We start from the raw sequence: 26,814 nt of genomic DNA, 5'->3' as shown, positions 1-26,814 counted from the left end.
TCTTTTCGGTCATACGAAACTAATCCACTTCCCGTGTCAGGCCTGATGGACTGGGATTCTTCTTATTTTTCGTCGAAAAAGAAACCTCTCCCCCCCCCTGTAGAGCCGTACGCCGCCCAAACAACTCCGCCCGATGGGACATCAGATCGAACCCTAACTCTGCCGCAATCCTTGCTAACAAGCCAAGCAAATCATCATTCTCAAACTCAATAACATTACCGCTATCAATATCAATCAAATGATAATGATGCCCGTTCTCACTCGCCTCATATCGAGCACGTCCTCCCCCAAAATCCCGCCGTTCCAGGATACCCTTTTCTTCCAACAAACGCACCGTCCGGTACACAGTCGCAACAGATATACGACTATCCAGTTCCGAGGCCCGACGGTACAACTCCTCCACGTCAGGATGATCTTCTGCCTCAGAAAGCACCTGTGCAATCACACGCCTCTGCCCCGTCATTTTCAAACCGTGCTTAACGCAGAGACGCGCAATAGAGGAATCCTCCCCTGCTACCCCGGATGCGACTCTTCCACGCCTCGTTTTCTTTACGCTCATCTCCATAACTTATGATCTACCCGATTAGGATACGCTTTGTCCAATCCGCAACACAACTTGAAGACATCTTTTTTCGCTCTAAGAAACTATGCTCCAAAAAAACAGGCACAACTTATTTTTACCACCATATTCAAGTAACTCTAATCAACACTATCCTCACGACGACGGCCAAGACCAATACGCCGTGCAAGGGATGAGCGATGATTGGCGTAATTCGGCGCGACCATCGGATATTCCGGCGGCAGGCCCCAACGCTCACGGTATTCCTGCGGGGTCATGTTGTAGGCTGTCTTGAGATGACGGCGCAGAAGCTTCAGTTTCTTCCCGTCTTCCAGACAGATGATGTAATCAGGGAAGACGGACTTGCGAGGCGGCACGGCAGGAACGGGCTTCTCCAGTTCTGCCTCAACCGGGGTACCGGCACCGGCAAGAGCAGCATGAACGGAACGGACCAGATCAGGCAGGGCCTCAGATGCAACATCATGGCTGCTCACGTAAGCAGTAATGATCTGCGCTGTCAGCTGCCGTAGGTCATGTGTTTCTGTCTCAGACGACATAAAATAGTTATCTCCCAAGAAATTTAGTTCGATCTATAACGGATGGTATCAAAAGACAACAAGAAAAAATCCTTCTCTGTAATAGTAACTACTTGTTGATAGGATAAGGACCTCCGAAAGCTGTATAGAAAACCTTTCTGAAACGTCATGTTATATTGAATGACTGAACTTGAGGAGGGAGATATAATAACACTATATTTTATCGGTAAATATTAACTTTTTCACAAATTCTCATCATTCCCCAAGAAATTCCTTCACCACATGGCCAGGGAGTTCTTGGCCTTGCACCATTACAGAACCCGGCATGAACAGAAGGTTACTACAAAATAATAATATGAAAGCCATCTGCGATTAGCACGCCATTACGACATGGATATTCCCTGAAGGCATGACATCCATTCCAGAATCACAGGTCATATTTAGAATACTGGGAACAGGTCCCCCTTACCGAGGCGACCACTTCAGAAGACGGGCATCCTCGCCATCTTCGTAATAACGGGGACGCACGGCCACCTGCCAGAAACCCGTCTGCTCATACAGGCTGGAAGCCGCCCTGTTGCTGAAACGCACTTCCAGAAACAGGGTCTCGCCTATCTGGCTGGCCCTTCCCACAAGATGGGCAAGAAGTACCCGTGCAATACCACGGCGTTGCCACTGGGGATGAACACCCACACTTAAAATCTCGCCCTCATCCACTACATGACGGCTGACAATAAAACCAACCGGCACGGCCTCTTCAGACTGTGACACACAGGCCAACCAGACCACCACGCCCGGCATGCCCAGAATCTGACCGAACGCCGCAGCATCCCACGGCTCCCGCCCTTCAAAGGCCGCATGATGCAGGATGGACAGCAGCTCTGCCGCTTCCGGCCCTGCTTCTTTCAGCTCAACAACACATGGCCCCTGTTCTGCTGGATGCGGTTCTGCGGACATTACCGTGGTGCTGGCCTCAGGCCCCCAGCCGGGGGCTTAGCCTCTGGCGGGTCAACATAAAGCGGCTCCAGCGCATGGGACTGAACATCACCATGAGTGGTCGCCTGACAGGATGCCTCGAAAATACCCGCAGCCGTCGGAACCGCATGAGGCAGACGAATCACCTGATGCCCCAGCAGGGCCTCTCCCTGTGACCCGTTCAGCTCGGGCAGGGCATCTTCACCATAGACCGCATCCCCTGCCACGGCAGGCCAGCAGCCCGGCTGAATCTCCGGAACAGGCAGGGCATAAGCCTTCCGGCCCGGCGGATCGACAAAAACACGCCTCCGACGGGCAAGGCAGAGGATGGTCGCATCCTCACGCTGCATGGTGGCCCGCAAAGCATCACCCAGCCGTACGCCAATACCCTGACAGTTCCATCCACGAACCAGCCCTGCGGCCAGGGACAGGGAAGCCCGCAGCCCGGTGAAAGACCCCGGCCCGACCACGGCCACTACCCTCTCCGGTGGCTTATCCCAGCCCGAACGGGCCAGCATGGCCTGTACGGCTGGTGCAAACCGCTCCGAAGCCCCACGCCCGGACAGTACCTGCTCATCCACCACGACACCCTGCTCCAGCAGGGCAATCAGGTTGCTTTTCCCGCGCCCGGCTCCAGCCCCATTGAGAACAAGGCACCGCTCCGGCCTCACAGCCACAGACAGGCCTCCTCATGAGGCAGACGGGGTGCCCTGGGAGAGGACACATCCCCTTCCGGATAACCAAGGGCCACGAGAAAATTCGCCCGCCAGCCCTGTTTCCGGAAAAATTCTTCCTCCACCATCACGGCGTCAAAGCCGGACATGGGCCGCACGGCCAGCCCCAGCGCACGGGCCGCCATGATGAGATAGGCTCCCTGAAGGGTACCATTGCGGAAGGCTGTCTCATCACCCAGCCCGACATCCGCTGCGAACCAGTCCCGCAGACCGGGCATCGGATTGAGTGTCTCAAATTTTTCAAAAAACAGCGGATCATACCCGACGACAACCAGCACCGGTGCCGTCATGGCCCGGTCCACATTCCCCAGAGAGAGGGCCGGACGGATTTTCTGCCGGGCCTCCTCCGTCTTCAGGAAAGCAAAACGGGCCGGGGAGCAGTTGCCCGATGTCGGCCCCAGCCTGAGCAGATCATAGAGACGATGCAGCACATCATCACCCACCGGACGGTCAGAAAAGGCTTCCGCCGTACGGCAGCGGGTGAAAAGCTCTTCGGCCAGCACCGGACTGGCCGTCACATCTCCCCGCCCCTCGACTAGCTGCTGCCCCTCCGGGGCTGGTGATGCCGTCATCGGCTCTTACTCCTCTACAGGTTCAACCGCCGTCACCTCCGGGATATAGTGACGCAGCATGTTCTCCACCCCATGACGCAGCGTGGCACGGGATGACGGACAGCCGGAACAGGCCCCCTGCATGCTCAGATACACCACACCTTCCCGGTAACCACGGAAGACGATGTCGCCACCATCACTGGCCACGGCAGGGCGCACCCGTGTATCGAGCAGCTCCTTCACACGGTCCACGATGTCGGCATCTTCAGGCGAAATGTCAGCCTCCGGGGCAGCGATGTCTTCTGCAAGGACAGGCTGCCCCCCCTTGAAGAAATCCGTCAGGGCCACCAGAATCTGCGGGCGCAGCGTTCCCCAGTCAGCACCGTCATCCTTCGTGACGGAAACAAAGTCACTTCCCAGAAAGACACGCTTCACGTCAGCCATGCCGAACAGGGAATCCGCCAGAGCAGACCGCCCCGCCACGACACTGGCTTCCGCAAAATCGACGGAAGGACGGTCACCCGTCACGTCACGCCCCGGCAGAAACTTCAGTGTTGCCGGATTGGGCGTATCTTCTGTTTCGATCATCATAAGGTCATTCCGTGTCATAACGCCTCTCTTATCAGATACCCATGAAATGAGTACCCTTTTACACAATTCAATTACTCTGGACCTTTATAGTCCTGTTTCCCGGCAAAATATATCAGACTGGCAGAACCGCCGCCCTTCGTGATGATTCGCCCTCTTCCGTCCTCTCCAGCCCGAGACACGCCATGACGCCCTCCTTCCCTTCTTCCACCCCCCGCCAGCCAGCCCTCATCCCGCCAGGTGTTGTCAGTGGAGACACCTACAGGACTCTGCTGGCAGCCTGCCGTGCAGGGGGGTATGCCCTGCCTGCCGTCAATGTCAGCAGCTCCACGGCGGCCAATGCCGTTCTGGCAGCCGCACGGGCCAACCGGTCGGACATTGTCATCCAGATTTCCGCCGGAGGGGCACGCTTCTACGCAGGCCAGTCCCTGCCCGATGAAAGACAGGCACAGATTCTCGGTGCCACGGCCCTGGCCCAGCATGTGCACCTGCTGGCCCGTCATCATGGCGTGGCCGTCATCCTGCACACGGACCACGCCAACCGCCCCCTGCTGGGCTGGATTGACGGGCTGGTGGAAGAAAGCCGCCATCATCATGACCGGACAGGCCAGCCCCTGTTCTCCTCTCACATGCTGGACCTTTCAACAGAGTCCGTACCCGACAACATCGCCACGGCAGAGACCCTCATCAGGAAACTGGCACCGCTCGGAATCGGTCTAGAGATCGAACTGGGCATGACGGGCGGCGAAGAAGACGGCATCGGAACGGAACTGCACGACCACACCGACAAGGCCTCCCTCTATACCAGCCCGCATGACGTGCTGACGGCATGGAAAACACTGTCCCCTCTGGGAATGCTCTCCATCGCCGCATCCTTCGGGAACGTGCATGGTGTCTATGCCCCCGGCAATGTCCGCCTCCGCCCGGACATCCTGCGTGAGTCCCAGACCCTCGTTTCCGAAACGCTCCGTACAGGCCCCAACCCTGTCCCGCTGGTCTTTCATGGGGGCTCGGGGTCGGAAGAAAACGCCATCCGGCAGGCTGTCAGTCATGGCGTATTCAAGTTCAACATTGATACGGACACCCAGTTTGCCTACGCACGGGGTGTCGCCCAGTACATGACCGAACATGAAGAGGCCTTCGCCCATCAGGTCTCACCGAATACGGGACGCCCTCTCAAGAAATATTATGACATCCGCCGCTGGATGGGAGCCGGGGAAGCCAGCGTCATCCAGCGGCTGACGGACAGCTTCCTTACTCTGGGAGCACGGGGGCGCAGCATAGCCCGCCCCGCATAGGCAGTCAGCCTACCTGCCGGACATATGGGACGCAGGCCCCTGTGCCTGCGTATTCTGGCAGGACACGGTCCCCACGCCAGCCTGCCCGCATTCCGGCAACGGGCCATGCCGTCCCGGCAGCGGCCAGAACAGTTCTATGCCCAGAGACAGGACCATCAGCAGCACAGCCAGCACGGCCCAGGGCCAGAAACGGGGTTTACGCCCCAGCAGCGGCGGGATGCCGTTTTCCATCTGGAACCGTCGCCCTTCCCGCAACAGGGCTTCAGCATCCTGAACGGGACCGGCTGGCCGGTCTTCATCATCATGAAAGGGATCAGAACGGGACAAGATCAGCCTTCCAGAACAGCCTGCATTTCCGTCCATTCACGCTTCGTGAGGCCGGATGTCTCCTGCGTGACCGTCTCACCAGCAAGACGACGGCGCAGAACCTTCAGCATGCTGGCCGAGAAGCTGTAGGCTCCGAGACGGTATTCCTCAAAAGCCTGCGCCGTATGCGGCACCCATGCCCTGAGAATCTCGATCATCTTCTGGGCATAGACACGGATTTCATACTGGGCATGGGAATCCGCCCGCAGGGCCAGGAAGTGCATGAGATTATGCAGGTCAATCTTCCAGTACCACTGCGTATAGGTATTGAGTGTCAGATTGATGCGGGCCAGCTCACGGGCCACAGCCATCCCTTCCGGGTCGAGCATCTGCTCATAATCGCCATAACATTGCAGCGCATCACGCTGGAGAATGGACAGGACCTCCTGCGCCGTCTCGGCACTGAGAACATCGCCCCGCCCCTGATGATTGACCCTGCTCTGGGCGGCGATCTGCGTGGCCTCCGGCAGATAAAATTCACGGTCCAGCACGGAATAGCGGGCGGAATATTCATTCACGCTGGCCATACGATGGCGAATCCACTGCCGGGCCACGAAAAGCGGCAGTTTCACGTGGAACTTGATCTCGCACATCTCAAAAGGCGTGGAATGGCGGTGCCGCATCAGATAGCGGATCAGTCCGGCATCTTCAGATGTCTTCCTGGTCCCCCTGCCATAGGAAACACGCGCCGCCTGCACAACGGCCGAATCATCCCCCATATAATCCACGACACGGATGAAACCATGATCCAGCAGCGGGAACGGCTCGAACAGAAGCTCTTCCATGGCCGGGACGGTGGGCCGGACTGTCTGGTAAGGAGCGGCACGCACGGCCTCTATCTCGGAACGCTGTTCTTCTGTCAGGGCCATGACGGTCTCTCCCACTCGCTCGGCTGTACCGGATGATTCATAAAAGCAGATCAGCACGACTGCCCGCTTCCCTCGGCTACAGATGTAGCCATCTGGATGGCAGAATGAAAGCCCGTTTCACCTTGCCACCACAGGGGAAAAAGCCTATGGTCTTTCCTGCTGGAGGCTTCGGCCTTGGCTATGGCGATAAACGGTAGATGAAATAAGTGTTGTGGACCCGGGGGCAGTGCCCGGCGTCTCCACCATCAGCTTCACGGGCTGACGCTATGGGGACGAAACAGGCTCGACACGCATGGTAAAGATCTACTTTTTGCCCGGTATTGTTCCGCCGTCATCGGGCTGACTTTACAAGTGCCAACGATAACTCTGAGGTGCTCGCTGTTGCTGCATAAGCGATAAGCGCGGTCCGGGGGGTGCACCGGGCAACAGAAGCCCCCCCACCTGTCTCATTTCTGAGACACCATCCCTTAATAAACAGAATATCAGATCTGGACCCTTGCGATTTCACGCTGCCTGTCGCACACCTGAAATACTTTCAGATGCAACAGGTGATGGTCTCCCTCGATGAGTGACGATACCAACGGCCCGGACGGGTTCGGTCCTTCCATTCCCGCAAGTCTCCTCCCTTATGATAGATGGATAGAAGAAGCCCAGCGCAACGTCATGCTCAACGCACTGGAATATGTCAGTGAACATGGCCTGCCGGGAGATCATCATTTCTACATGACCTTCCGCACCGGTGTTCCGGGCGTGGACATCCCCGCCCGCCTAAAGGAACGCTACCCGGAAGAAATGACCATCGTCCTGCAGCATCAGTTCCAGAACCTGATACTCGATCATAAAAACCGTTCCATGTCGGTCGGCCTGTCCTTTGGGGGTATTCCCAGCACGCTGCATATTCCCTTCAGGGCCATCACGGCCTTTGCGGACCCGCACATTCATCTGGTCCTTCATTTCACGTTCCGTCCGGATGATGAGACAGAGGAACCCTCTTCCGCTGAAGACGGCCTGACCGATATCGACACGGCCGGAATCCACAAGCTCCACCCCCTGACATGCAGCCACGACGCAGAAACCGGCTCCACTCACGGGGACTCCTCCCATGAGGGAGCCGAAGTTGTCAGTCTGGCAGCATTCCGCAAGAAACCATCCTCCGACGGCAAAAGCAGCTGAACAGGGTGACCGGACATGTGACCCCATCGTCCCCCCTCTGGCGGTCCTGCATGATACGGTGGACGGGACTTCTTTTTTTTTCCGCCCTGATTTCCGGCCTGTTCCTTCTGCTTCATCTGACGGCGGGCATGATGCTCGGCCCCATGGTGGCGGGCATCATCATGTCCATCAAGAATCGTGGCGTGACCATCAGGCCCGTCTTCTTCACGATGGCACAGGCCATCTTGGCCTGCGTCGTCGTCAATAGCCTGACCTTTTCCGTACTCCATCACATTCTGTCGCACTGGGCACTGGTGCTGTTCAGTGTCCTGTCAGTCATTGTTGTCAGCTTCACCACAGGGGCGGGACTTGCCTGGTTTGGTGTCATGCCCGGTACGACGGCCCTGTGGGGCACATCACCCGGAGCGGCCTCCACCATGGTCATGCTGTGCAGCTCCTTCGGAGCTGATTCACGGCTGACCGCCTTCATGCTCTATTTCAGGGTCATCATGGTGGCCGTGGCCACCTCTCTGGTCTCATGGATCGTCATACGCACCAGCCACAAGGCCAGCATTGCGCCGCCGCCTGTCCGGGGTGATCTTCTGCCCACCCTGCTGCTGATTGCCGTCAGTACGGTCATCGGTCTCAGGCTGCGCTCCCCGGCAGCAACACTGCTCCTGACAATTCTCGCCGGAGCCACGGCCCAGCTGAGCGGGCTGTTCCAGATCAGTGCCCCCTTCTGGATACGGATTCCGGCCTATCTGACCATCGGCTGGTCCATCGGTCTGCGCTTTACCGCACCGGTCCTGCGCTATGCCCTGCGCTCCATCCCAGCTGTTGCGCTTTCTTCAGCCATACTCATCGCCATCTGTGCGCTGCTGGCATTTCCCGTAGCCCATTTTGCCAGAATTGATCTTCTGAGTGCCTATCTGGCCACAAGCCCCGGCGGGCTGGATACCATCATCGTCATCAGTGCCAACATACCGATCGCCCTGCCCTTCATCATCGCCATGCAGACAGCGCGCATGGTGGCCGTCATCACGCTTGGCCCTGCCATAGCCCGCCCGCTGGGCCGCTGGCTGGAGCGTCATGCCCGCACCACACCGGCAACGGAGCAGCTGGCCCAGTCCCCCGGCGACTGAACCGGAAAAACCGGACTCGAATACAAAAATGGCCCTCCATGAAGGAGAGCCACTCCACACCCAGGCGGCCACTCGAAGGTAGCAGGACCGTACCTCAGCCGTCTATGCGCAGGGCATCAAATTCATTAACCATGTCAGGCCTATATTCCTGACGGGCCTTTTCCAGATAGGCTTCCCACTGCGGGACGTAATAGCCATAACCTGCCGGATTCTGGAAGAACCAGTGACGCCATGCATGGAAAACATGGTCATGCTCACGATAGGCCGGGTCATCCAGAAGATGCCGTGCTGCTGGCGGCTTGGCCGCATGGAAATGCACGATGGTAGCATGATCATCCACGCCCCAGTACGGCTTCCAGTTGAACCGGGCGGAAAGCGGACTCCACTGGGCATTGTAAAAGATACGCAACAACTCCTGATCGTACCCGGCAACATAATCAAGATTGTCACACAGGAAATCCACCATAGCTGGCAGGTCACGGCGCATGCGCTCGAGGTTCATCACCATGACCCCCGAATTCATGTCCACATAGTAGTCCTGCTTTCCAAACTGGCCACAGGCCGCGAAAATTTCCGGCTTGCAAAACTCGACCTGCGGATCCTTCATAAACATCACGTCACAGTCAGTATACAGAACGTACTGATCATCCTGCTCCAGCAGAGGCAGCTCCAAGCGCATGAAAGCCCCGGCAGCCGTAAGGATGTAATTTGGCCATTCCGGCTTCAGGCGACGCTGAGCATCCAGCAGACGGTCATAGAAGTGCAGACGATGGAAAATGACATTCACACCCGCAGCCCGCATCTCCCGTGTGAAATCACACTCATTGCCGTCGAACACCATATGCGGAATCAGCGTCGTGTTCTCACGGGCAGACTGCACGGCCACCCGGATACAGTCGATGAAGCCATGATCAGGGTCATTCCCCAACGTCGCCTCCGTAATCGCAAAAAACCACTTCATCCCTCAACGCTCCCCAATACCCAATCTGTCAGAACAATATGGTCGGTCATTCACCCTGCCTTAACTGGTTAAGGCCTCATTTACCAGTTTTTGGAAATCAGCCAAAACTCTTCCGAGGTCAGCGTCACGGTACCCTGACCCACCGTCTCTGCGGCAGCCTTTGCAAGAGCATGAATACGCTCTATCAGGATCGTCTTGCGCTGGTGTACGTCAGATGTCTCCTTCTCCGCAGCCAGTGTCTGCAAGGCCCGCTCGGCAGCTCCGGCAACCCGGCCAGCATCCAGTGCAGCGTAAGACATCTTCTGTACCTTTTCCCCTATATGATAAGCCTGTGACTCGCCACAGCTCCACATGAAGGCCACGGCATGACAGCAGTCATGTGGCCGCCAGTGAGACATTCATCCCCGCAATACGCCGGTTTCCGGACACTTTTCAATCCCTGTCTCCCTGCAAACCCCTTTTATAACATGATGTTTACTTATAAAACCCAACCTCATCTCTGCCCTGAATCATTTCCATGATAGGGGAGGAAGCCTCATGCATGTCCCTGCTCAGGAAACCCCCATGATACGCTCTGCCGCCCCTTCTTCCCCCGTGCGCATGATCCGCCTCTGTCTGGCACTGCTGTTTCCTGCCCTTCTGGCAGCCTGCGCCACCCAGCCCAGCGTCAATGGCCCGACCATGCCCGTCATGGAAGAACAGGCAGACTATCAGGCTCATGCCCGGTCCCACTATACGCCACCCGGGCCGGACAGCGACCCGTGGGGACCGTATATCGATGAAGCTTCCAGCCGGTTCGATGTTCCGACCGAGTGGATTCGGGCTGTCATGCATCAGGAATCCGGCGGCCACCTCTATGACCGCTACGGCAATTTCATCACCTCCACGCCCGGAGCCATGGGACTCATGCAGATCATGCCACCGGCCTATGATGACCTGCGTGCCCAGTACAATCTGGGGCCAGACCCTTACGACCCGCACGACAACATTCTCGCCGGGACAGCCTATATCCGCCAGATGTACGACATCTATGGGTCACCCGGCTTCCTCGCTGCCTATAATTATGGCCCCGGCAGCCTGGATCACTACCTCCGCCAGAACCGTGCCCTTCCACGGGAAACCCGCAACTATGTTGCCGCCATTGCCCCGAAAATCATGGGCATATGGCCTCGCGAACGGTCCCGCAATGACCTCATCGTGGCCCGCCATGACAGGACAGCTCAGGTCCCCCGCAGCATGAGTGAGGACACACCGCTGGACAGCAGCAGCGAAACCAGTACCGAACAGGTCGTGCAGACAGCCGAAACACAGGACATCCGGGCGGCCTGGGCTGCCCGTGGCTTCTCTGCTCCACAGCCACGTCCCGCCGTTCCAGCCCGCCCGCGTGTGGCTCCACCCCAGAATCCTTCCCCTGAAACGGACGGGAACACCCTGCGCATCCGTTCCATTCCGCTGGCCGATGCCCCTGCCAGCCGGAGAGGCGCCACGGACATGGTTGCTGAATCAACCCATGACTGGGCCATCCAGCTGGGCAGTTACGGTGGCGAGCGACAGGCCCTCATGGTTGCCACACAGCTGCGCCCCCGCATCACACCCATTGCGGACAATGCAACCGTTCACGTCATGCCGGTCCGTACCGTCAGGGGAACATTATACCGTGCCCGCCTGATCAACCTGACACACAGCCAGGCCACGGGAGCCTGCAAACGCCTGCGTGGCACCATGGACTGCATCACCATCCCTCCCGGCGCACCCTGACGGACAGAGAAGGCAGCAGCATGTCACGGACACCCCATCATGTCGGCACGGCGAAACCGCTCCGTCTGGCCGATGACGTCACCAGCACGGCCCTCTATGCCGGTCCGGGCGACTGCTACCGTTACACGCTCAGGCGGTCATGGGATGAGACAAGGCCTTTCATCATGTGGATCATGATGAACCCCTCCGTAGCCACGGAATATGGGGATGACCGCTCGGTGGCCAAATGCCAGCGTTACAGCCGCCAGTGGGGTTATGGAGGCATGTTTGTCGGCAACAGTTTCGCCTATCGCTGCACGGACCAGAAACGCCTGCTGGAAGTTGCCGATCCTGTCGGCCCGGAAACCGACCATTACCTGCTGGAAATGGCCGGACAGGCTGACCTCATCGTTCTGGCCTATGGAACACCACAGGCGAAAGAACTCCGCTACCGTGGCCCGGAAGTCGCCCGCCTGCTGCTCAGGGCTGGTCACAGGGTCACGGCCCTGCGACTGAGTCGCAAAGGCCACCGCCCCGAACACCCTCTCTATCTGCCAGCCAGCCTGACACCCGTCCCGCTGACGGAAGACGATTTCTGATTTCAGACGCTTTCAGCGGCCCAGTTCTTCATCTTCGTCTGACGGCCGATACCGGGATTTAAACAGTTGCAGGGGTCAAGTGACCGGTAATGGTCCACCATGCTCTGCGGTGCATGATAGAGATGACCCACATTATGCTCGGCAGGATAGCGGGCACCCCGTTTGTCCAGAAGAGGCCACATCATCTTCTGTTCAACCTCCATGGGGTCCACACCGGGTCTGACGACATAATCCTGATGCATGACATGACAGAGGAAGTGCCCGTAATAGAGCTTCAGCACCAGCTGATCGTCCACCTCCTGTGGCAGACGCTCCAGCCATTCCCAGTCATTCCGACGCAGGGCAACATCCAGTGCCATCATACCGCCCGTGCTTCTGGAGTGGACGGCAACATAGCGGTTGGCTGCCCCGGCCGCCGCAAAACGGTGCAGAAAAGCCAGCGTGCCTTCCTGTGTCGTGCATTCAAAGAAAGCTCCATCCTCAACCTGCTCCTCTGCAAAGAAGCTCTTCAGCCACGGACGGACCTGCTGGGCCAGCGTCCCGGAGACACGCAGCATGAGGTGATGATCATAGTTCCTGTGATAATCCATCATGCGGGCCGGAACCTGAGACGGAAGAAACCGGCTGCCGAACTGCATCAGCAGGTCACTCAGCCCGTCCGGCACCCATGAGATGCGCCGTGCAAAAGAATCCATCCATGCCTTCATGCGGAACATGGCAGGCAGATATTTCGTCCCCAGAAAACGGATGAGAGCCACCGTATCCCGGCCATATTTGTCCGCAATGGCGAAAGCATCCCGGTGCATGTATTCACCGGCAATCGGCAGCTCATCAAAAGCTGTCAGTAGATGGCGGCGGACTTTCTCCAGCGTGTCCGTCCTGTTGCTGCCAATATAGAACACGGCCGTATCCTTCGCCGCTGGGAAGGTATCCAGCCGCACGGCAAAGACGATCAGCTTGCCCGCATTGCCGGATGCCTCAAACAGGCGGCCCGGATCGGCATTATACCGCCCCGGTGAAGCCTCATCGACCTGACGGATGCGATTGACATAGTCATCATCATGAGCCTTCTGCCTGCCCGACCAGTCCACGTCATCCGGGCTGTAGCGGCCATGTTCCAGCGCATCCAGAACGGATTCCGCCACCTCTTCATTCGGGAAGCGAATGCCCAGATGATTGACCAGATGAAGCCTGCCCTGGGCATCCACCTGCCCATAGAGGGCCATTTCCGTATAGGCCGGGCCACGCTGCACCAGTGCCCCACCGGAATTGTTGCTCACCCCGCCAAGGACAGACGCCCCGATGCAGGATGACCCGATGACGGAATGAGGTTCCCGCCCCAAAGGAGCCAGTCTGTCTTCCAGCTCGTACAGATCGTCTCCCGGCAGGCAGACAACCTGTTTCCCTTCCCCCAGAAGCTGGATGCCTTTCAGCCTGCGTGTACTGATAAGAATGATGGGCCTGTCATAATCGTCACCATCAGGAGTGGAGCCACCCGTCAGCCCGGTATTGGCCGCCTGCATGAGCACGATGCGCCCTGAGTCCACGGCCAGCTTCGAGACACGCCACAGCTCGACGAGAGACCCCGGCACGACAACGGCCTCCACCCGGCCATCCCCGAACCGGAATCCCTTGCGGTAGCCATAGGTTGCACTCTCTGACGTCAGGACATGTCTGGTTCCGACAACAGACTTCAGCTCATCAACAATATCGGCCATTCCATCCTCTTCCTGTCCTTTCCATCATCCAGATACCGGAGAGAAAAGGTCACATCCATGAAATAAGGAAGGATACTAGCCCCCATCTCCCCCGGATAACCATAGACAGGACCGGAGGACAGACCTGTTTTCCTGTCAAAGAAATGTGAAATGACCTGATGAACGGAGGGAATTACTTGGTCCGGCCAAACAGTTTTTCCAGTCCGTCCCTGTCCAGCTTCAGCCATGTGGGGCGGCCATGCGGGCAGGTATTGGCACGGGGATGCTGCTCCATGCCCCGCAGAAGGGCCTCCATTTCTTCCTGCTTGAGACGCCGCCCCGCACGGATGCTGCCATGACAGGCCATCCGGGCCATGATGGCCTCGAACCGTCCATCCAGACTGTCCGTCTGCCGTGCCGAAAAGTCAGGCATCTGGACAAGTTCTTCCGCTACATCCCGCAGAAGCCCGGACACATCCCCGCCACTCAGCGGGGCCGGAATACTGCGCACCAGAACACTGCCACTCCCGAAGGCCTCAATCTCCAGCCCGAAACTGGCCAGCTCCTCCGCACACCGCACCAGAGCCTCGGCTGATTCATGGGGCAGGTCCACCACCTCCGGCAGCAGCAGGGCCTGTGCCCGTACCTCACCTTCAGCAAAACGGGCACGCAGGCGTTCATGTGTCAGACGCTCATGGGCAGCGTGCTGATCCGTCAGGATCAGGTCTCCGTCAGGGGCAATGGACAGGATGTAGGTTGCATGAATCTGCCCGATGGGCACACCGAGCGGCTGCACGGGCGGTTCTTCCTCTCCGGCAGGGCTGGTCGCCGGACCCTCCAGGCATTCTCCCGTCTCCATGTCCCAGCCGGGAGATGGTGCGTAGGTCCGCTGTCTTTCCTCAAGGCCGGAGACGGCTGTCTGCGCCTTTCCGGGGGAAGGCCGCTTCGCCACCGGCGGGGAGGGAAACTGCCGGACAGACGGACCAAAACCGAGATCAGCCGCTGGTGTCCCGGTCGCACCCGTATGGTCATATGAATAGGAAGACCCCGGCACCTTCTGCCCGATGGAGGCGGCACGGGATGCACGGCGGCCGATGATGCCCAGGTCCGCCTGTATGCCCCCGCCTTCTCCCGCACCACGGGCCAGAGCACGCCCGACAGCCCCGATGACGAACGCCCTGACTTCGGCCTCATCAGCAAAGCGCAGTTCCGTCTTGGCAGGATGGACATTCACATCCACCCGGTCCAGCGGCAGCTGCAGATGCAGGAGCAGCACCGGGAAACGCCCCTTCTCGATCACGGGGCGATAGGCCACCCGCACGGCAGTACGCAGGATGGGGTCCACCACGGGACGATGGTTGACCAGCATGAACTGTCCGTTCCCGGTCCGTCTGGTCTCACCCGGCCCGCAGATATAGCCGGTCAGACGCATGGCCCCCCGCTGCTCGTCAAGAGCCAGCAGGCCATCCGTCGGTACCCCCAGCACGGTGGCAACACGTGTCTGCACATCCTGCGGCGGCAGATTGAACACCTCCCGCCCGTCCAGTGTAAAACTGATGGCACAGCCCGGTGCACTCAGGGCCACACGCCGCATGACGGCTTCGGCATGACTGCCCTCTACCCGTGCCGTCTTCAGGAATTTCCGGCGGGCGGGGGTCGCAAAGAACAGGTCCCGCACCACGACACGGGTTCCCACAGCCCCTGCAGACGGCACCGGCCCTTCAATGACACCCCCCTGCACGGAAAGTTCCCATGCCGTATCGGATGTTTCGGTCCGTGATGTCAGGAAAAGGCGGGCACTGGCCCCGATGGACGGCAGGGCCTCCCCACGGAAGCCCAGTGTCTTTATGGAGGTCAGGTCATCATCCGGCAGTTTGGACGTACAGTGCCGCTCCACAGCCAGAGGCAGCTCATCAGCCTCCATGCCCTGACCATTGTCGCTGACCTCGATCAGCTCGCAGCCGCCACCCCGCAGCGTGACATCAAGGCGTGTCGCCCCGGCATCCAGAGCGTTTTCCACCAGCTCCTTGAGGGCGGCAGCCGGACGCTCCACCACTTCACCGGCAGCGATGAGGTCCACAACATGATTGGAAAGACGACGGATGACAGGCCGCACCACGAACACCTCCTCACACACATGACCATGAGGCAGAACGGGACTGACCGGAAAGCGGGGGCGGAATGGCCTTTACTTGCTGCCACCCTTGCGCAGGGTTGGCGTTGCGCCCTCGGTAAAATTCTGTCCCAGTGCTGCATCCTTCTGGATACGGCGGTTCTCCGCCTCACCATCCACGACATTGCCGGCACGGCCACCACGCCAGAACAGCAGGCTGTCCACGAAACCGGCATCAGCGTCGCCAAGTTCCGCATTATCCGGCGCATGGGCCGCCGATGTGGCACTCTGCACCAGAGCTTCCTGACCGGCACTGTCCGTGCCTGCATCCGGGTGCAGGGCCACATCCGGGTCCAGCGTCTCCAGAGCCTGCATCCGGGGGCTTTCATCCGGGCGGTTGGCACTGGCAGCTCCCGGAAGGGCCAGCTTCTCTGACGGCGGCATGGAGAGCGGCGCACGGGTCGTTACGGTATATTCATCCGGCAGGCTGCGCTGAAGGCCGAAACCACGGGCCACGTCACTGCCAGAGCACCCAGCCAGCGACAGCCCGAACGCGGCCAGAACACCCAACCGGACCCAATAACGCATAACTGAAGGAGCAAAAAGCCGCATGACAGGTTCCCGCACTGCACTCACAAGAAGATGACCAATCCTATAGGGCCTGCCTGCAATGGGCAAGCCGCTTGTCACGTTAACCATGACGGCTGCGACGCTCTGCCAGAAAGGAGTCCAGCAGCCACAGCCCGACACCACAGACGATGGCAGAGTCAGCAATATTGAAGACGTACCAGGACCAGTCCCCGATATGGAAATGCAGGAAATCCACCACGGCCCCATAACGGAGACGGTCAATCACGTTGCCGATGGCCCCGCCGATGATCCCCCCGCAGGACAGACTGACCAGACGGCGGCGGGAGCGGACCAGAACGACCAGCAGCCCCAGCACGGCCAGCAGGGAAATCACAATGAACAGCCACCGCCCATGCCCCCCGAACATCCCGAACGTCACGGCATAATTCCAGACCATCGTGAAATTGAGGCAGGGCACCACGGGCATGGTTCTCCGTAATGGCAGGTCCAGCCAGTAGAGAACCCATTCCTTGCTCATCTGATCCACAAACAGGACGATCAGGGCCGTTGCCAGCCCGATCAGCCGCCAGCGGGCCAGGGACTGCTCCGTTCCGTTCAGTCTCATGCACTCACCGCATCAAAGCAGCGCAGGCAGAGATGGCTGTGATCCTCATTCTGACCGACATCCGGCAGGACACGCCAGCAGCGGGCACATTTCTGCCCGTCCGCACGGCTGACCTTCACCTCATCCTCGGCCTGCCCATCCTGGACATGAACCTCGGAAGCAAGGCAGAGTTCCGCCCAGTCGATCCCTTCGGACACGACCTGCTCCTCCGTCGTCAGGGGCAGATGGACCTGGGCTTCCAGCGAAGAGCCGATCATCCCTTCACGGCGTGCCCCTTCCAGAGCCGTGGTGACGCGGCGGCGTGTCTGGCGCAGGCTCTCCCAGCGTTCCGCCAGTTCAGGGTCATGCCAGCCTTCTTCCGGCACGAAGAAGCGTTCCAGATGCACGCTGCCTTCCTCACCAAACCGGGCCTGCCATGATTCCTCTGCCGTGAAGACAAGAGCCGGGGCCAGCCATGTCGTCAGGGCACGGTGCAGCACATCCAGCACGGTGCGGGCGGCACGGCGTGTGTGGGAATCTGCCGGATCACAGTAGAGGACATCCTTGCGGATGTCGAAATAGAAGGCCGACAGCTCGTTATTGCAGAAATTATGCAGCAGCGGGTAGACGCCATTCCACTGATGGGTCCGCACGGCCTCCTGTACACGCTGATACAGCTCGTACAGGCGATGCAGGATATACTGTTCCAGCAATGGCAGTGCCTTGCGGGCCTTCACCGTTGCCCTGTGACGGAGGGCACGGGCGGCTTCATCCGGCACCAGCCTGTCCAGCACCACATCCACCGGAGCGGACACGTCATCCCAGCCCAGAGGCAGGGCCTCCGCCTGCGTGAAACCATCCAGTGCCCCGAGCAGCCAACGCAGCGTATTCCGCACACGGCGGTACAGTTCACCCTGCTGCTTGAGAATCTCCTGACTGATCCGCAGGTCTTCATTGGTGTCGGAGTTCAGGACCCACAGGCGCAGCACGTCCGCACCCAGCGTCTTCGTCACGTCATCAGGCACGATGGTGTTGCCGAGAGACTTAGACATCTTGCGCCCCTGCCCGTCCAGCACGAAACCATTCGTCACGACCGTCCTGTAGGAGGCCACGCCTTCCGCCCCCACGCTCTCCAGCAGGGAGGACTGGAACCAGCCACGATGCTGGTCGGACCCTTCCAGATACAGGTCCGCCGGATAGTTCACACCCTCCTGATGCAGGACGAACCGATGGCTGCATCCGCTCTCGAACCAGACATCAACAATATCGAAGACCTGATCATAGTCTTCCGGGTTACGGCCTTCACCGAGATAGACGGCAGGGTCCGTGTCATACCATGCATCAGCCCCACGCTCCCGGAAGCTCTGCACGATGCGGGCCATGACGTCCGCATCCCGCAGAACCTCTCCGGTACGCTTCTCCACGAAAACGGCAATCGGCACGCCCCATGACCGCTGGCGGGAAATGCACCAGTCAGGCCGCTGCTCGATCATGCTCGTCAGGCGACGGCGGGAGCTGGCCGGAACGAAACTGATGTCATCAAGAGCCTTCAGGGCACGGTCACGCAGGCCGGGGCCGCCTTCATCCCCTTCACGGGGTTCCATGGCAATGAACCACTGCGGCGTGGCCCGGAAAATCACCGGCTTCTTGGACCGCCATGAATGGGGATAGGAATGGATGATCTCTGCACGGGCCATCAGCCCACGGGCCGGACCCTTCTCCTGCTGGGCCTGCTCCCGCACCTGTGTCAGCAGGTCACAGACAGGCTGCGTCGCCTTGAAGACATGAATGCCCCCCAGTTCCGGCATCCACTCGACATAGGTGCCGTTGTCACAGACTTCTTCCGTCACTTCCACGCCGTGGGCACGGCAAAGCATGAAGTCATCATGACCATGAGCCGGGGCCATATGGACCAGACCCGTACCGGCATCGGTCGTGACGAAATCACCAAGCAGCAGCGGCACGTCATAATCGAACCCACTCCCCCGCAGTGGATGGGCGAACACGGCCCCCTCCAGCGCACTGCCGGGCAGGGTATGCAGGACCTCATGCCCGCTGATGCCAGCACCGGTCAGGAAGTCTGCCAGACGGTCCTCAGCAATGATGAGCTTCGCCCCGACGGGCACGAGGCTCTCTTCATTCACGCCCGTAACATGGATGACAGTGTAGGTGATGTCCGGCCCGGCAGCGAGCGCACGGTTGACGGGGATCGTCCACGGGGTCGTGGTCCAGATCACCGCTGACGCACCGGAAAGGAGCTGCCCTTCCGTCGGGTCCTTCACATTGGGGAAGGCCACGAACAGGGTCGTCGAGATGATGTCGTGATATTCAACTTCCGCCTCGGCCAGTGCCGTCTTCTCGACCGGACTCCACATGACGGGGCGCAGCCCCCGATAGAGACGGCCATTGAGCAGGAACTTGCCGATTTCCTCCGCAATCTGTGCCTCGGACGAGAAATCCATCGTCACATAGCGGTTGTCCCACTCCGCCTGAATCCCCAGACGCTTGAAATCTTCCCGCTGGGCCTCCACCCATTTTGCGGCGTATTCCCGACATTCCGCACGGAACTGGAGAACCGGTACGGCGTCCTTGTCCTTGCCCTTCCGGCGGTATTCTTCTTCAACTTTCCATTCAATCGGCAGGCCGTGACAGTCCCAGCCCGGCATGTAGCGCACCTGCGCCCCGTTCATGCGCTGGGCACGGTTGATGACGTCTTTCATCACCTTGTTGAGCGCATGACCGATATGGATATGCCCGTTGGCATAGGGCGGGCCATCATGCAGCGTGAAGACACTGTCCGCCCTGCGTCCGGCGTCCGCTATCTGGCTGTCCAGCCCCATCTCCACCCAGCGGGCCAGCATGTCCGGTTCCCGCTTCGGCAGGTTCCCCCGCATGGGGAAAGACGTCTTGGGCAGGAAGACCGTCCCCCGGTAACGCTCCTGCTGCTCACGGAAAACGGTGTCGGTCTTTTCTACAGGCTCAGACATGGAATAGATGCGCCAGCTCTCAAAAGTATCGGAAGAAAAATACCTCTACTTATGGAGAGAGCCTGCCCGCCCGGTCAACCCCCTGTCTTGCCGAGCACCGTCTTCGCCTGTGCCGCATCGGCGGCGATATGGGCCTTCAGCTCTTCAAGGGAAGAGAAGCGTTTTTCATCCCGCAGCAGGGCGACCAGCTCCACGCTGAGCGTCTGGCCGTACAGGTCCTCATCCAGACCGAACAGATGCGCCTCCAGCCGGCTCTCCCGCCCGTCATTAATGGTCGGGCGGCGGCCGATATTGGCCACACCGGGCACGAGCCTGCCATCCGGCATCCTCACCCGCACGGCATAGACCCCTCGGGCAGGTTCCATATGGTCCCCCAGCGCAATATTCGCTGTCGGGAACCCCAGAAGGCGGCCCCGCTGGTCCCCCCTGACGACTTCCCCCGTAATGGCCCAGTTGCGCCCCAGAAGTTCCGCCGCTTTCTCCGGATAGCCTTCCTGAAGGAGGCGGCGTATCCGGCTGGATGAGACAGGACCAGCCACATCCGCCAGCTGCGGAACGATGCTGACACCGACCCCATGCTCCACCAGGAGCTGCTCCAGCAGCGTGACATCCCCCTCACGCCTGTGCCCGAAGGCAAAGTCCGCTCCGCAGGCCACATGGGCCACATGAAGCCCCTCGATCAGCACATCCCGGACAAAGGCTTCTGCCCCCAGATGGGAAAAAGCCTCATCAAAGGCGGCCTGCACAAGACAGCTCACGCCCTGTTCCTTCAGGGCGGCGGCACGCACCTCCGGCCGCATGAGGCGGAAGGGCGGGTCCTGCGGGCGGAAAAGAGACCGTGGATGCGGCTCGAAGGTCAACACCCCCAGCCGGCAGCCGGGACGGGCCATCCTCAGGCTCTGCAGCAGATGCACATGGCCACGATGCACACCGTCAAAATTCCCCAGAGCGACTGCCGCCCCCCAGCAGGCACGGGGCACGGCCCGCCAGTCTGTGCAGAAAGTCATGTCAGCATCATCAGGTCATCATGGGTCAGGACCGTTCCGCGCCGGTCAGTGAGACCGGTGGCTTTCATCATCAGCCATGCGGGCATCGGGCTGCTGATGCGCTGCCGTTCCCTGCGGCTGGCTGGTGGTCTGCTGGGCCTGTGGAGCAGACAGACGCTCGTCAGCCGGTTTCGGGCTGGCCCCATCCTTGTCGTCCTCAGCCATGCCCTTCTTGAAGGATTTGATCCCTTTGGCAAAATCCCCCATCAGGCTGCTGATCTTGCCGCCACCACCGAACAGCACCAGAACAATAACGGCAAGGATTATCCAGTGAATCGGACTCATGGTACCCATAGGACCATTCTCCCCAATGAGGTTTAAGGCATCCTTCATGTGGCAGGGGCGGACGGATTGTGCAACCCCTCAGGCCATGCGCCCTGCCATGTCACGGCCTCACCCTAGTGCGGGGGCAGGATAAAACCATAGGTTGCATAGGCCCGCCTGCCCATGCTGCCCACCGGTGCCCACCAGACACGGACTGATGACCAGTCACCCCGTGGGGACACATCCTCCACCGGCACGCCATGTTCAATACGGCCACCCACCCAGTTGGCATGGTCCACCTCAATCCGCCGCTTCGTGCGGATACGCCTCACGACCGACACATGCCCGTCCGGAATGCGGGAACTGGCCCGGAAGACCAGTACACTCCCCGGCTGCGGCCTGTGACTGCGCTGGTAATGGCCCCGTGCCTCCCACCACCAGCTCGCCGCACGCCCCCGCAGATTGATGCCACTGACCTGCCTGGCATAGGGCGCACACTGCACCGGCCCATGATAGGACCCGACCGAACTGCACGCCCCGAGAGTGAGGCAGGCCAGCAGGACAGCCATCACGCCCCACCGGGCATGATTCTCCTGCCTCTCCATGACGGACCGGCTTCCTTCCACGTCTACCTCATTCCTGTTCTTGTCTCACGCCAGACATCTACCCGGCCATTGAGGCCGAATCTGGCCCCTGACAGCTTCCCCCTCACAGGGACCGGAACTCAATGATGAGGTCTTCTGCTTCTTCCCTATCCATCTCAAGGGCCTTCGTCGCAACATCCTGCGAGAAACCGTTCCGGGCGAAGATGGCCAGCACTTTCATGCGGTCTTTCTCCGGCCTGTCCGGTCTGTGAAACGGGCCGACAGTCCTCTTGCGGGCCAGAACGAGTGCCGCCGCCAGCTCGGCCTGACGGGCACGCTCGTCGCCCGCCTCCCCAAGACTTTCATCCACGGCCTGACGGACGGTCTCACCATCAACACCTTTCGCCTGAAGATGCGCCTGCACCGCCCGACGGGATCGCCCTGAACGGGCCAGATTACGCGCCCTGGAGCGGGAAAAACCGGCATCATCCACCGCCCCGAGCTGTTCCATCTCGTCCACGATCTGCTCTATCAGGGGCTGGCAGGCTTCCTCATGCATGGCGGCATCTTCAGCGAACATGCCCGCCCTGACGGCCCGCACACCCCAGCGGCGGACACGCCGCTGCAGCATCTGCTTCAGATTCTGCCGGGTCGTGGCAAACCGGGCCAGATGGGCCAGGGCCGCTTCTCTCAATGTCTGATGATCTGGTGAAGGTGGGATAACATCCATGCGATCAGTCCATAACCTGTCTTGCTCCGTCCGTCCAAAATCTTCATCACTGGAAGACAGGCCTCCGTCACATTACCCGCCAGTGAGTTTTCATGCACGCACAACGCTCCGCCCTGCCCCGAACCGAGCGCATACAGACAGAGATGCAGGCCATAGCCGAACGTTATCCGGGGCCGGGGGGAGCTGTGGCCGTCCTGCACGAGGGCAGGGTGATCGCACGGCACTGCTGGGGCTATGCGTCCCTGGAACGCAGACTGCCTTTCACCTCATCCAGCCTGTTCCGCATCTGCTCCATTACCAAGCAGTTCACCTGTGCAACCATGCTGGACCGGTATGAGGACCCCGAAATCCTCGCCCCCCATGTCAGGAAACGCCTGCCCCATCTCCGGTCCGACCCGCCGACCGTCACGCAGCTTGCCCATAATCAGTCCGGCCTGCGGGATTACTGGGCCGTCGCCATGCTGCACGGAGCCGCCATCGAAGGCATGTTCAGCCCGGCAGATTCCGACCATGTCATTGCCGGGACCCGCTCTCTCCAGTTTCTCCCCGGCACGTCCTATTCCTACGTCAACCAGAATTTCCGTCTCATTTCCGAAGCAATGGAAGATGAAAGCGGGCTGAGCTTTGCCGAACTACTCCAGCAGCATATTTTCGACAGGGTCGGCATGAAACGGGCCATCCTGGCCGCGGAAACCAGTGCCCTGCCCGATGGCACGACCGGTTATGAAGGCACGCAGGAGGGCGGATACTGGCCCGCCCGCAACCACATCTACTGGACAGGCGATGCCGGAATGGCCGCCTCACTGGATGACATGATCGCCTGGGAACAGTTCATCGACCAGCAGCGTGATGACCCCAATGGCCTCTATAACCGCCTGAGCCGCCCCGTGCAGTTCGATAACGGGCACAAAGCCCCCTATGGCTTCGGACTACAGCATGGAAAGATCGCCGGACACGACATCACGGCCCACGGCGGTGCCCTGCGGGGCTGGCGGTCCAACCGGCTGCACTGTACTGCCCTGCGCCTTTCGGTCATCGTCCTTTTCAATCACATGTCACCCGCCCAGCAGGCCGCTGCCAGCCTGTTCCGGGCCTTTCTGGGCGAAGAGGAAAAACCGGCCGTCAGGGCCACTTCATCCAGCTCATCCAGCGACCGGACACCTCATGCGCTGGAAGGGCTGTGGCTGGATGAGGAAACCGGCCTCTCCGCCCGCATCACCGCTGCGGGAGCCGGGAAACTCCAGCTCCGCTACCTCATGCTGCCGGAAACGCTGGACATCATCACGCCCCAGCTTGCCGAGGCCGGAAATGTCCGTGTCCGTTATATCCAGGGCGAACACATGCAGGGCCACGCACAGGGAGCCTCCGGCCCCCATCTCATCATGGGACGGCCGGGAGAAAACCGTCATGTGCTTCTCCGCCCCTATCCCGACACGCCCCAGACTGATCCGGCAGAGCTGGCGGGAGACTATGGCTGCGAAGAGCTGGACGGTTCCCGCTTCACCATCACCCGCCAGGGCGGGCTGCTTCATGGGGGCTTCTCCGGCCTTCTGGGGACCGGACGGATGGAGCGGCTGACCCATCTGGGGCCAGACCTGTGGACCTTCCCCTGCCCCCGTGCCCTCGACCATACGCCGCCGGGCGACTGGACACTGCACTTCCAGCGGCGCAACGGGCGCATCCATCAGGTACGCATCAGCTGCTGGCTGGCACGGAACCTTGTCTATCACCGCCTGTAAGGGTCGCTTTTCCCGTCATGCCATACGCCATGCCGGCAAAACAGGATTTGACGATTCTTTTTTCTGCACGCAGTATGGCAGTGCAGTCTCCCCTGATCTGGTGATACGGACAGGGGCGTTTTCTGTTGGGGGCACGGAACAGGCCATGTAGCAGGGAACGCGGGCTGCGTGTCGTCAGTCTTCAGACCGGGAAATGCGTCCACAATGATCGCCTCCATCATGCCGAACTACAAACGCTTCGACCTCGCCTTCGAGCATGGCGAAGGCCTCTGGCTTACCGGCACGAACGGGCGACGTTATCTGGATTTCGGAGCAGGCATTGCCGTATCCTCCCTCGGTCACAGCCATCCTGCCCTTGTGGAGGCCATCACCCGCCAGGCAGGGAAACTCATCCACGTCTCGAACCTCTATCAGGTGCCGCAGGCCAAAGCTCTGGCAGATCTGCTGGTGGCGAACAGCTTTGCGGATTCCGTCCTTTTCTGCAATTCCGGAGCAGAGGCCAATGAAGGCCTCATCAAGCTGATCCGGCGGGCACAGTACAAAAACGGCCATCCCGAACGCACACGGATCATCTGCTTCAACAACGCCTTTCATGGCCGGACACTGGCCACCATCTCCGCCACCGGCAACCCGGCCTATCTGGAAGGGTTCGGAACACCGGTGGACGGGTTCGACCACGTTCCCTTCAATGACATCAGGGCCGTTCAGGCTGCCGTGACGGACCAGACAGCCGGTATCCTGCTGGAACCCGTACAAGGCGAAAGCGGCATCCGGACAGCAGACCATGCCTTCCTCCGTGCGCTCCGTGCCCTGTGTGACGAGAAGGGCCTGTATCTGGGCATTGATGAAGTGCAGAGCGGCATGGGCCGTACTGGCACGCTCTTCGCCTTCGAGCAGGCGGGCATCACGCCGGATGTCGTCTCTTCCGCCAAGGGCATCGGAGGCGGCTTCCCCCTTGGGGCCGTTCTGGCACGGGAGGCTCTGGCACAGCACCTCACCCCCGGCACGCACGGCACGACCTATGGCGGCAACCCGCTGGCCTGTGCCGCCGGATTTGCCGTGGTGAACGAAATTCTGGCCCCGGGCTTTCTGGATCATGTCCGCAAAACGGGCGAGGCCTTCGGGATCATGCTCCAGAAATGCGTGACGGACCATCCCAACATCTTCGAGGAAGCCCGTGGTGTCGGGCTGATGCGGGGGCTGCGCTGCCGCATTCCTGCCGGTGACGTTCTGGCAGCCGTCATGGAAGAAGGCCTGCTGGCCATAGGCGCAGGCGACAACGTGCTGCGTCTGGTTCCCTCTCTCATCGCAACCGAGGCTGACTGTCAGGAAGCCTGCACCCGCATCGGGCATGCCGCTCACGCCCTCGACATCAAGTAAGGAGACCCGTGCATGAGCACCCGCAAAGCCTCATCGCCCCGTCACTTCCTTGACATCAAGGATCACTCCACCGAGACACTGCGGCACATCCTCACGCTCGCCGCACGGATCAAGGCTCTCCAGCAGGGCCGCAGGCACCCGCTCTGCCCCGGCCTGCCTCTGGCTGGCCGTGCGCTGGGGCTGATGATGTCCCGCCCCTCCACACGCACCCGTGTCTCCTTTGAAATCGGCATGAAACAGCTTGGCGGAACCGTCAATGTCCTGTCGCCCTCCGAGATGCAGCTGGGCCGTGGTGAATCCATTGCCGACACGGCCCGTGTCCTGTCCCGTTTTCTGGACGTCATCACCCTGCGCACGGGTACGGATGCCAACCTGCGGGAACTGGCCCGCTGGAGCAGCGTCCCCGTCATCAACGGGCTGACGCCGGTCTCCCATCCCGTGCAGATTCTGGCCGACATCCTCACCTTTGAGGAACATCGTGGCCCGATCACGGGTCGGAAACTCGCCTGGATCGGCGATGGCAACAATGTTGCCACCTCCATGATCGAAGCGGCCGCCCGTCTGGGCTTCTCCCTGCACCTGGCCACACCGGAAGGCGAGTTCACGCCTTCCGAAACCGCCGTGAAATGGGCACGGGACAATGGGGGCGACATCCGGCTGACACATGACCCCAGGGAAGCCGCAGAAGGGGCTGATGCCGTCATCACGGACACATGGGTCAGCATGGGGGACAAGGATGCGGAAAACCGCCTCAGGATTTTCCGTCCCTACCATGTCGATAAAGCCCTCATGGCCCTCGCCTCGCCGGAAGCCCTGTTCATGCACTGCCTGCCTGCCCATATAGGGGAAGAAGTCAGCAAGGCCGTGTTTGAAAGCCCGGCCTCTGTCGTGTTCGATGAAGCAGAAAACCGCCTGCACGCCCAGAAGGGTCTGCTGCTCTGGTGCATGGAAAAGGACGACCTTTCAGACTATCAGGGCTAGGCCCTCGCCTGTCCTTCATCCGGCCTCCGGCCGGGAGCCGTCAGGATGAAGG

The 26,814-nt window shown here is 60.1% G+C and carries 27 protein-coding genes and 1 other RNA gene; 9 read left to right on the top strand and 19 right to left on the bottom strand.

Translation table 11 applies throughout. The features are described 5' to 3' along the window. Window positions 1-19: 19 nt before the first annotated feature. The 6 genes from NQF87_RS06315 to NQF87_RS06290 all read right to left on the bottom strand — a co-directional run bounded on the left by NQF87_RS06315 (window position 20) and on the right by NQF87_RS06290 (window position 3,946). Window positions 20-565 carry a Fur family transcriptional regulator gene (locus NQF87_RS06315; protein WP_266127560.1) on the bottom strand — a complete coding sequence of 182 codons (546 nt, stop codon included), beginning with the start codon at window positions 563-565 and terminating at the stop codon, window positions 20-22. A 134-nt stretch (window positions 566-699) separates the two neighbouring features. Continuing rightward, on the bottom strand, window positions 700-1,116 hold the full coding sequence (locus NQF87_RS06310) for a MucR family transcriptional regulator (RefSeq protein WP_266127559.1): 417 nt from the start codon (window positions 1,114-1,116) through the stop codon (window positions 700-702). A 444-nt stretch (window positions 1,117-1,560) separates the two neighbouring features. Then, a complete protein-coding gene (rimI, locus tag NQF87_RS06305; protein WP_266127558.1) occupies window positions 1,561-2,052 on the bottom strand; it encodes a ribosomal protein S18-alanine N-acetyltransferase in 492 nt (163 codons plus the stop codon). After that, a complete protein-coding gene (gene tsaB / locus NQF87_RS06300) occupies window positions 2,052-2,747 on the bottom strand; it encodes a tRNA (adenosine(37)-N6)-threonylcarbamoyltransferase complex dimerization subunit type 1 TsaB (protein WP_266127557.1) in 696 nt (231 codons plus the stop codon). Before tsaB ends, rimI begins: the two co-directional genes overlap by 1 nt. Further along, the gene (locus NQF87_RS06295) at window positions 2,738-3,376 is read right to left on the bottom strand and encodes a malonic semialdehyde reductase (RefSeq protein ID WP_266127556.1); all 639 of its coding nucleotides are present in this window, start codon (window positions 3,374-3,376) and stop codon (window positions 2,738-2,740) included. Before NQF87_RS06295 ends, tsaB begins: the two co-directional genes overlap by 10 nt. A 6-nt stretch (window positions 3,377-3,382) precedes the next feature. Beyond that, window positions 3,383-3,946, bottom strand: a complete 564-nt coding sequence (locus NQF87_RS06290; protein WP_266127555.1) for a NifU family protein — start codon at window positions 3,944-3,946, stop codon at window positions 3,383-3,385. A 182-nt stretch (window positions 3,947-4,128) separates the two neighbouring features. Here NQF87_RS06290 and fbaA point away from each other — a divergent pair, with 182 nt between their 5' ends. Continuing rightward, window positions 4,129-5,241 (top strand): class II fructose-bisphosphate aldolase, encoded by a 1,113-nt coding sequence (gene fbaA, locus NQF87_RS06285; protein WP_266127554.1) that lies wholly within the window; start codon window positions 4,129-4,131, stop codon window positions 5,239-5,241. Between the two features lie 9 nt (window positions 5,242-5,250). Here the strand turns inward: fbaA and NQF87_RS06280 are convergent, their stop codons facing one another. Both NQF87_RS06280 and thyX read right to left on the bottom strand, forming a co-directional pair. Continuing rightward, the gene (locus NQF87_RS06280; protein WP_266127553.1) at window positions 5,251-5,568 is read right to left on the bottom strand and encodes a hypothetical protein; all 318 of its coding nucleotides are present in this window, start codon (window positions 5,566-5,568) and stop codon (window positions 5,251-5,253) included. A 2-nt stretch (window positions 5,569-5,570) separates the two neighbouring features. Continuing rightward, on the bottom strand, window positions 5,571-6,476 hold the full coding sequence (gene thyX / locus NQF87_RS06275) for an FAD-dependent thymidylate synthase (RefSeq protein WP_266127610.1): 906 nt from the start codon (window positions 6,474-6,476) through the stop codon (window positions 5,571-5,573). 118 nt (window positions 6,477-6,594) lie between these two features. Between thyX and ssrA the strand changes: the two genes are divergently transcribed. From ssrA to NQF87_RS06260, 3 genes are all read left to right on the top strand, one after another. Then, window positions 6,595-6,916: a transfer-messenger RNA gene (gene ssrA, locus NQF87_RS06270) on the top strand. 124 nt (window positions 6,917-7,040) lie between these two features. After that, on the top strand, window positions 7,041-7,649 hold the full coding sequence (locus NQF87_RS06265; protein WP_266127552.1) for an SspB family protein: 609 nt from the start codon (window positions 7,041-7,043) through the stop codon (window positions 7,647-7,649). A gap of 50 nt (window positions 7,650-7,699) precedes the next feature. Continuing rightward, window positions 7,700-8,770 (top strand): AbrB family transcriptional regulator, encoded by a 1,071-nt coding sequence (locus NQF87_RS06260; RefSeq protein WP_266127551.1) that lies wholly within the window; start codon window positions 7,700-7,702, stop codon window positions 8,768-8,770. Between the two features lie 94 nt (window positions 8,771-8,864). On the opposite strand, the gene NQF87_RS06255 is transcribed toward NQF87_RS06260, so the two are convergent. Both NQF87_RS06255 and NQF87_RS06250 read right to left on the bottom strand, forming a co-directional pair. Beyond that, window positions 8,865-9,731 (bottom strand): hypothetical protein, encoded by an 867-nt coding sequence (locus tag NQF87_RS06255; RefSeq protein WP_266127550.1) that lies wholly within the window; start codon window positions 9,729-9,731, stop codon window positions 8,865-8,867. An 80-nt stretch (window positions 9,732-9,811) separates the two neighbouring features. Then, window positions 9,812-10,030, bottom strand: coding sequence for a hypothetical protein (locus NQF87_RS06250; protein ID WP_266127549.1), 219 nt, complete (start codon window positions 10,028-10,030; stop codon window positions 9,812-9,814). Between the two features lie 265 nt (window positions 10,031-10,295). Between NQF87_RS06250 and NQF87_RS06245 the strand changes: the two genes are divergently transcribed. Then, on the top strand, window positions 10,296-11,489 hold the full coding sequence (locus NQF87_RS06245) for a transglycosylase SLT domain-containing protein (protein WP_266127548.1): 1,194 nt from the start codon (window positions 10,296-10,298) through the stop codon (window positions 11,487-11,489). A gap of 20 nt (window positions 11,490-11,509) precedes the next feature. Then, window positions 11,510-12,067, top strand: a complete 558-nt coding sequence (locus NQF87_RS06240; protein WP_266127547.1) for a DUF1643 domain-containing protein — start codon at window positions 11,510-11,512, stop codon at window positions 12,065-12,067. A gap of 2 nt (window positions 12,068-12,069) precedes the next feature. Here NQF87_RS06240 and dld read toward each other — a convergent pair whose 3' ends face one another. The 9 genes from dld to NQF87_RS06195 all read right to left on the bottom strand — a co-directional run bounded on the left by dld (window position 12,070) and on the right by NQF87_RS06195 (window position 22,662). Continuing rightward, window positions 12,070-13,785 (bottom strand): D-lactate dehydrogenase, encoded by a 1,716-nt coding sequence (dld, locus tag NQF87_RS06235; RefSeq protein WP_266127546.1) that lies wholly within the window; start codon window positions 13,783-13,785, stop codon window positions 12,070-12,072. A gap of 172 nt (window positions 13,786-13,957) precedes the next feature. Continuing rightward, window positions 13,958-15,883, bottom strand: a complete 1,926-nt coding sequence (mutL, locus tag NQF87_RS06230) for a DNA mismatch repair endonuclease MutL (protein ID WP_266127545.1) — start codon at window positions 15,881-15,883, stop codon at window positions 13,958-13,960. 69 nt (window positions 15,884-15,952) lie between these two features. Next, window positions 15,953-16,489 (bottom strand): DUF3035 domain-containing protein, encoded by a 537-nt coding sequence (locus NQF87_RS06225; protein ID WP_266127544.1) that lies wholly within the window; start codon window positions 16,487-16,489, stop codon window positions 15,953-15,955. Between the two features lie 79 nt (window positions 16,490-16,568). After that, window positions 16,569-17,072, bottom strand: coding sequence for a signal peptidase II (gene lspA / locus NQF87_RS06220; protein ID WP_266127543.1), 504 nt, complete (start codon window positions 17,070-17,072; stop codon window positions 16,569-16,571). Next, the gene (gene ileS, locus NQF87_RS06215; RefSeq protein WP_266127542.1) at window positions 17,069-20,038 is read right to left on the bottom strand and encodes an isoleucine--tRNA ligase; all 2,970 of its coding nucleotides are present in this window, start codon (window positions 20,036-20,038) and stop codon (window positions 17,069-17,071) included. The genes lspA and ileS overlap by 4 nt, the downstream gene beginning before the upstream one ends. Window positions 20,039-20,112: 74 nt before the next feature. Further along, entirely contained in the window at window positions 20,113-21,045 is a 933-nt protein-coding gene (locus tag NQF87_RS06210; protein ID WP_266127541.1) for a bifunctional riboflavin kinase/FAD synthetase, read from the bottom strand. A 45-nt stretch (window positions 21,046-21,090) separates the two neighbouring features. Then, window positions 21,091-21,378: a twin-arginine translocase TatA/TatE family subunit gene (locus NQF87_RS06205; RefSeq protein WP_323670717.1), complete on the bottom strand. Its 288-nt coding sequence runs from the start codon at window positions 21,376-21,378 to the stop codon at window positions 21,091-21,093. Between the two features lie 104 nt (window positions 21,379-21,482). Continuing rightward, window positions 21,483-21,953 (bottom strand): CHAP domain-containing protein, encoded by a 471-nt coding sequence (locus NQF87_RS06200; RefSeq protein ID WP_407652019.1) that lies wholly within the window; start codon window positions 21,951-21,953, stop codon window positions 21,483-21,485. Between the two features lie 103 nt (window positions 21,954-22,056). Beyond that, the gene (locus tag NQF87_RS06195) at window positions 22,057-22,662 is read right to left on the bottom strand and encodes a regulatory protein RecX (protein WP_266127540.1); all 606 of its coding nucleotides are present in this window, start codon (window positions 22,660-22,662) and stop codon (window positions 22,057-22,059) included. A gap of 92 nt (window positions 22,663-22,754) precedes the next feature. Between NQF87_RS06195 and NQF87_RS06190 the strand changes: the two genes are divergently transcribed. From NQF87_RS06190 to argF, 3 genes are all read left to right on the top strand, one after another. Next, window positions 22,755-24,401: a D-aminopeptidase gene (locus NQF87_RS06190; protein ID WP_266127539.1), complete on the top strand. Its 1,647-nt coding sequence runs from the start codon at window positions 22,755-22,757 to the stop codon at window positions 24,399-24,401. Window positions 24,402-24,605: 204 nt separating this feature from the next. Continuing rightward, window positions 24,606-25,781 (top strand): aspartate aminotransferase family protein, encoded by a 1,176-nt coding sequence (locus NQF87_RS06185; protein WP_266127607.1) that lies wholly within the window; start codon window positions 24,606-24,608, stop codon window positions 25,779-25,781. 12 nt (window positions 25,782-25,793) lie between these two features. After that, complete coding sequence (gene argF / locus NQF87_RS06180) at window positions 25,794-26,762, top strand: ornithine carbamoyltransferase (protein ID WP_266127538.1); 969 nt, start codon at window positions 25,794-25,796, stop codon at window positions 26,760-26,762. The last annotated feature ends 52 nt before the right edge of the window (window positions 26,763-26,814 follow it).

It is taken from the genome of Bombella dulcis, from assembly GCF_026385505.1.
Lineage (GTDB): Bacteria > Pseudomonadota > Alphaproteobacteria > Acetobacterales > Acetobacteraceae > Bombella > Bombella dulcis.
The sequence above is the reverse complement of the archived record's forward strand: the minus strand, read 5'-3'. Positions and strand labels throughout refer to the sequence as shown.

What these genes read in the sequence shown, in the direction of transcription:
- NQF87_RS06315 (WP_266127560.1), bottom strand. Translation starts at nt 565, where the DNA reads ATGGAGATGAGCGTAAAGAAAACGAGGCGTGGAAGAGTCGCATCCGGG.
- NQF87_RS06310 (WP_266127559.1), bottom strand. Translation starts at nt 1,116, where the DNA reads ATGTCGTCTGAGACAGAAACACATGACCTACGGCAGCTGACAGCGCAG.
- rimI (WP_266127558.1), bottom strand. Translation starts at nt 2,052, where the DNA reads ATGTCCGCAGAACCGCATCCAGCAGAACAGGGGCCATGTGTTGTTGAG.
- NQF87_RS06295 (WP_266127556.1), bottom strand. Translation starts at nt 3,376, where the DNA reads ATGACGGCATCACCAGCCCCGGAGGGGCAGCAGCTAGTCGAGGGGCGG.
- NQF87_RS06290 (WP_266127555.1), bottom strand. Translation starts at nt 3,946, where the DNA reads ATGATGATCGAAACAGAAGATACGCCCAATCCGGCAACACTGAAGTTT.
- fbaA (WP_266127554.1), top strand. Translation starts at nt 4,129, where the DNA reads ATGACGCCCTCCTTCCCTTCTTCCACCCCCCGCCAGCCAGCCCTCATC.
- thyX (WP_266127610.1), bottom strand. Translation starts at nt 6,476, where the DNA reads ATGGCCCTGACAGAAGAACAGCGTTCCGAGATAGAGGCCGTGCGTGCC.
- NQF87_RS06265 (WP_266127552.1), top strand. Translation starts at nt 7,041, where the DNA reads ATGAGTGACGATACCAACGGCCCGGACGGGTTCGGTCCTTCCATTCCC.
- NQF87_RS06260 (WP_266127551.1), top strand. Translation starts at nt 7,700, where the DNA reads ATGATACGGTGGACGGGACTTCTTTTTTTTTCCGCCCTGATTTCCGGC.
- NQF87_RS06255 (WP_266127550.1), bottom strand. Translation starts at nt 9,731, where the DNA reads ATGAAGTGGTTTTTTGCGATTACGGAGGCGACGTTGGGGAATGACCCT.
- NQF87_RS06250 (WP_266127549.1), bottom strand. Translation starts at nt 10,030, where the DNA reads ATGTCTTACGCTGCACTGGATGCTGGCCGGGTTGCCGGAGCTGCCGAG.
- NQF87_RS06245 (WP_266127548.1), top strand. Translation starts at nt 10,296, where the DNA reads ATGATACGCTCTGCCGCCCCTTCTTCCCCCGTGCGCATGATCCGCCTC.
- NQF87_RS06240 (WP_266127547.1), top strand. Translation starts at nt 11,510, where the DNA reads ATGTCACGGACACCCCATCATGTCGGCACGGCGAAACCGCTCCGTCTG.
- dld (WP_266127546.1), bottom strand. Translation starts at nt 13,785, where the DNA reads ATGGCCGATATTGTTGATGAGCTGAAGTCTGTTGTCGGAACCAGACAT.
- NQF87_RS06225 (WP_266127544.1), bottom strand. Translation starts at nt 16,489, where the DNA reads ATGCGGCTTTTTGCTCCTTCAGTTATGCGTTATTGGGTCCGGTTGGGT.
- lspA (WP_266127543.1), bottom strand. Translation starts at nt 17,072, where the DNA reads ATGAGACTGAACGGAACGGAGCAGTCCCTGGCCCGCTGGCGGCTGATC.
- ileS (WP_266127542.1), bottom strand. Translation starts at nt 20,038, where the DNA reads ATGTCTGAGCCTGTAGAAAAGACCGACACCGTTTTCCGTGAGCAGCAG.
- NQF87_RS06210 (WP_266127541.1), bottom strand. Translation starts at nt 21,045, where the DNA reads ATGACTTTCTGCACAGACTGGCGGGCCGTGCCCCGTGCCTGCTGGGGG.
- NQF87_RS06205 (WP_323670717.1), bottom strand. Translation starts at nt 21,378, where the DNA reads ATGGGTACCATGAGTCCGATTCACTGGATAATCCTTGCCGTTATTGTT.
- NQF87_RS06200 (WP_407652019.1), bottom strand. Translation starts at nt 21,953, where the DNA reads ATGGAGAGGCAGGAGAATCATGCCCGGTGGGGCGTGATGGCTGTCCTG.
- NQF87_RS06195 (WP_266127540.1), bottom strand. Translation starts at nt 22,662, where the DNA reads ATGGATGTTATCCCACCTTCACCAGATCATCAGACATTGAGAGAAGCG.
- NQF87_RS06190 (WP_266127539.1), top strand. Translation starts at nt 22,755, where the DNA reads ATGCACGCACAACGCTCCGCCCTGCCCCGAACCGAGCGCATACAGACA.
- NQF87_RS06185 (WP_266127607.1), top strand. Translation starts at nt 24,606, where the DNA reads ATGATCGCCTCCATCATGCCGAACTACAAACGCTTCGACCTCGCCTTC.
- argF (WP_266127538.1), top strand. Translation starts at nt 25,794, where the DNA reads ATGAGCACCCGCAAAGCCTCATCGCCCCGTCACTTCCTTGACATCAAG.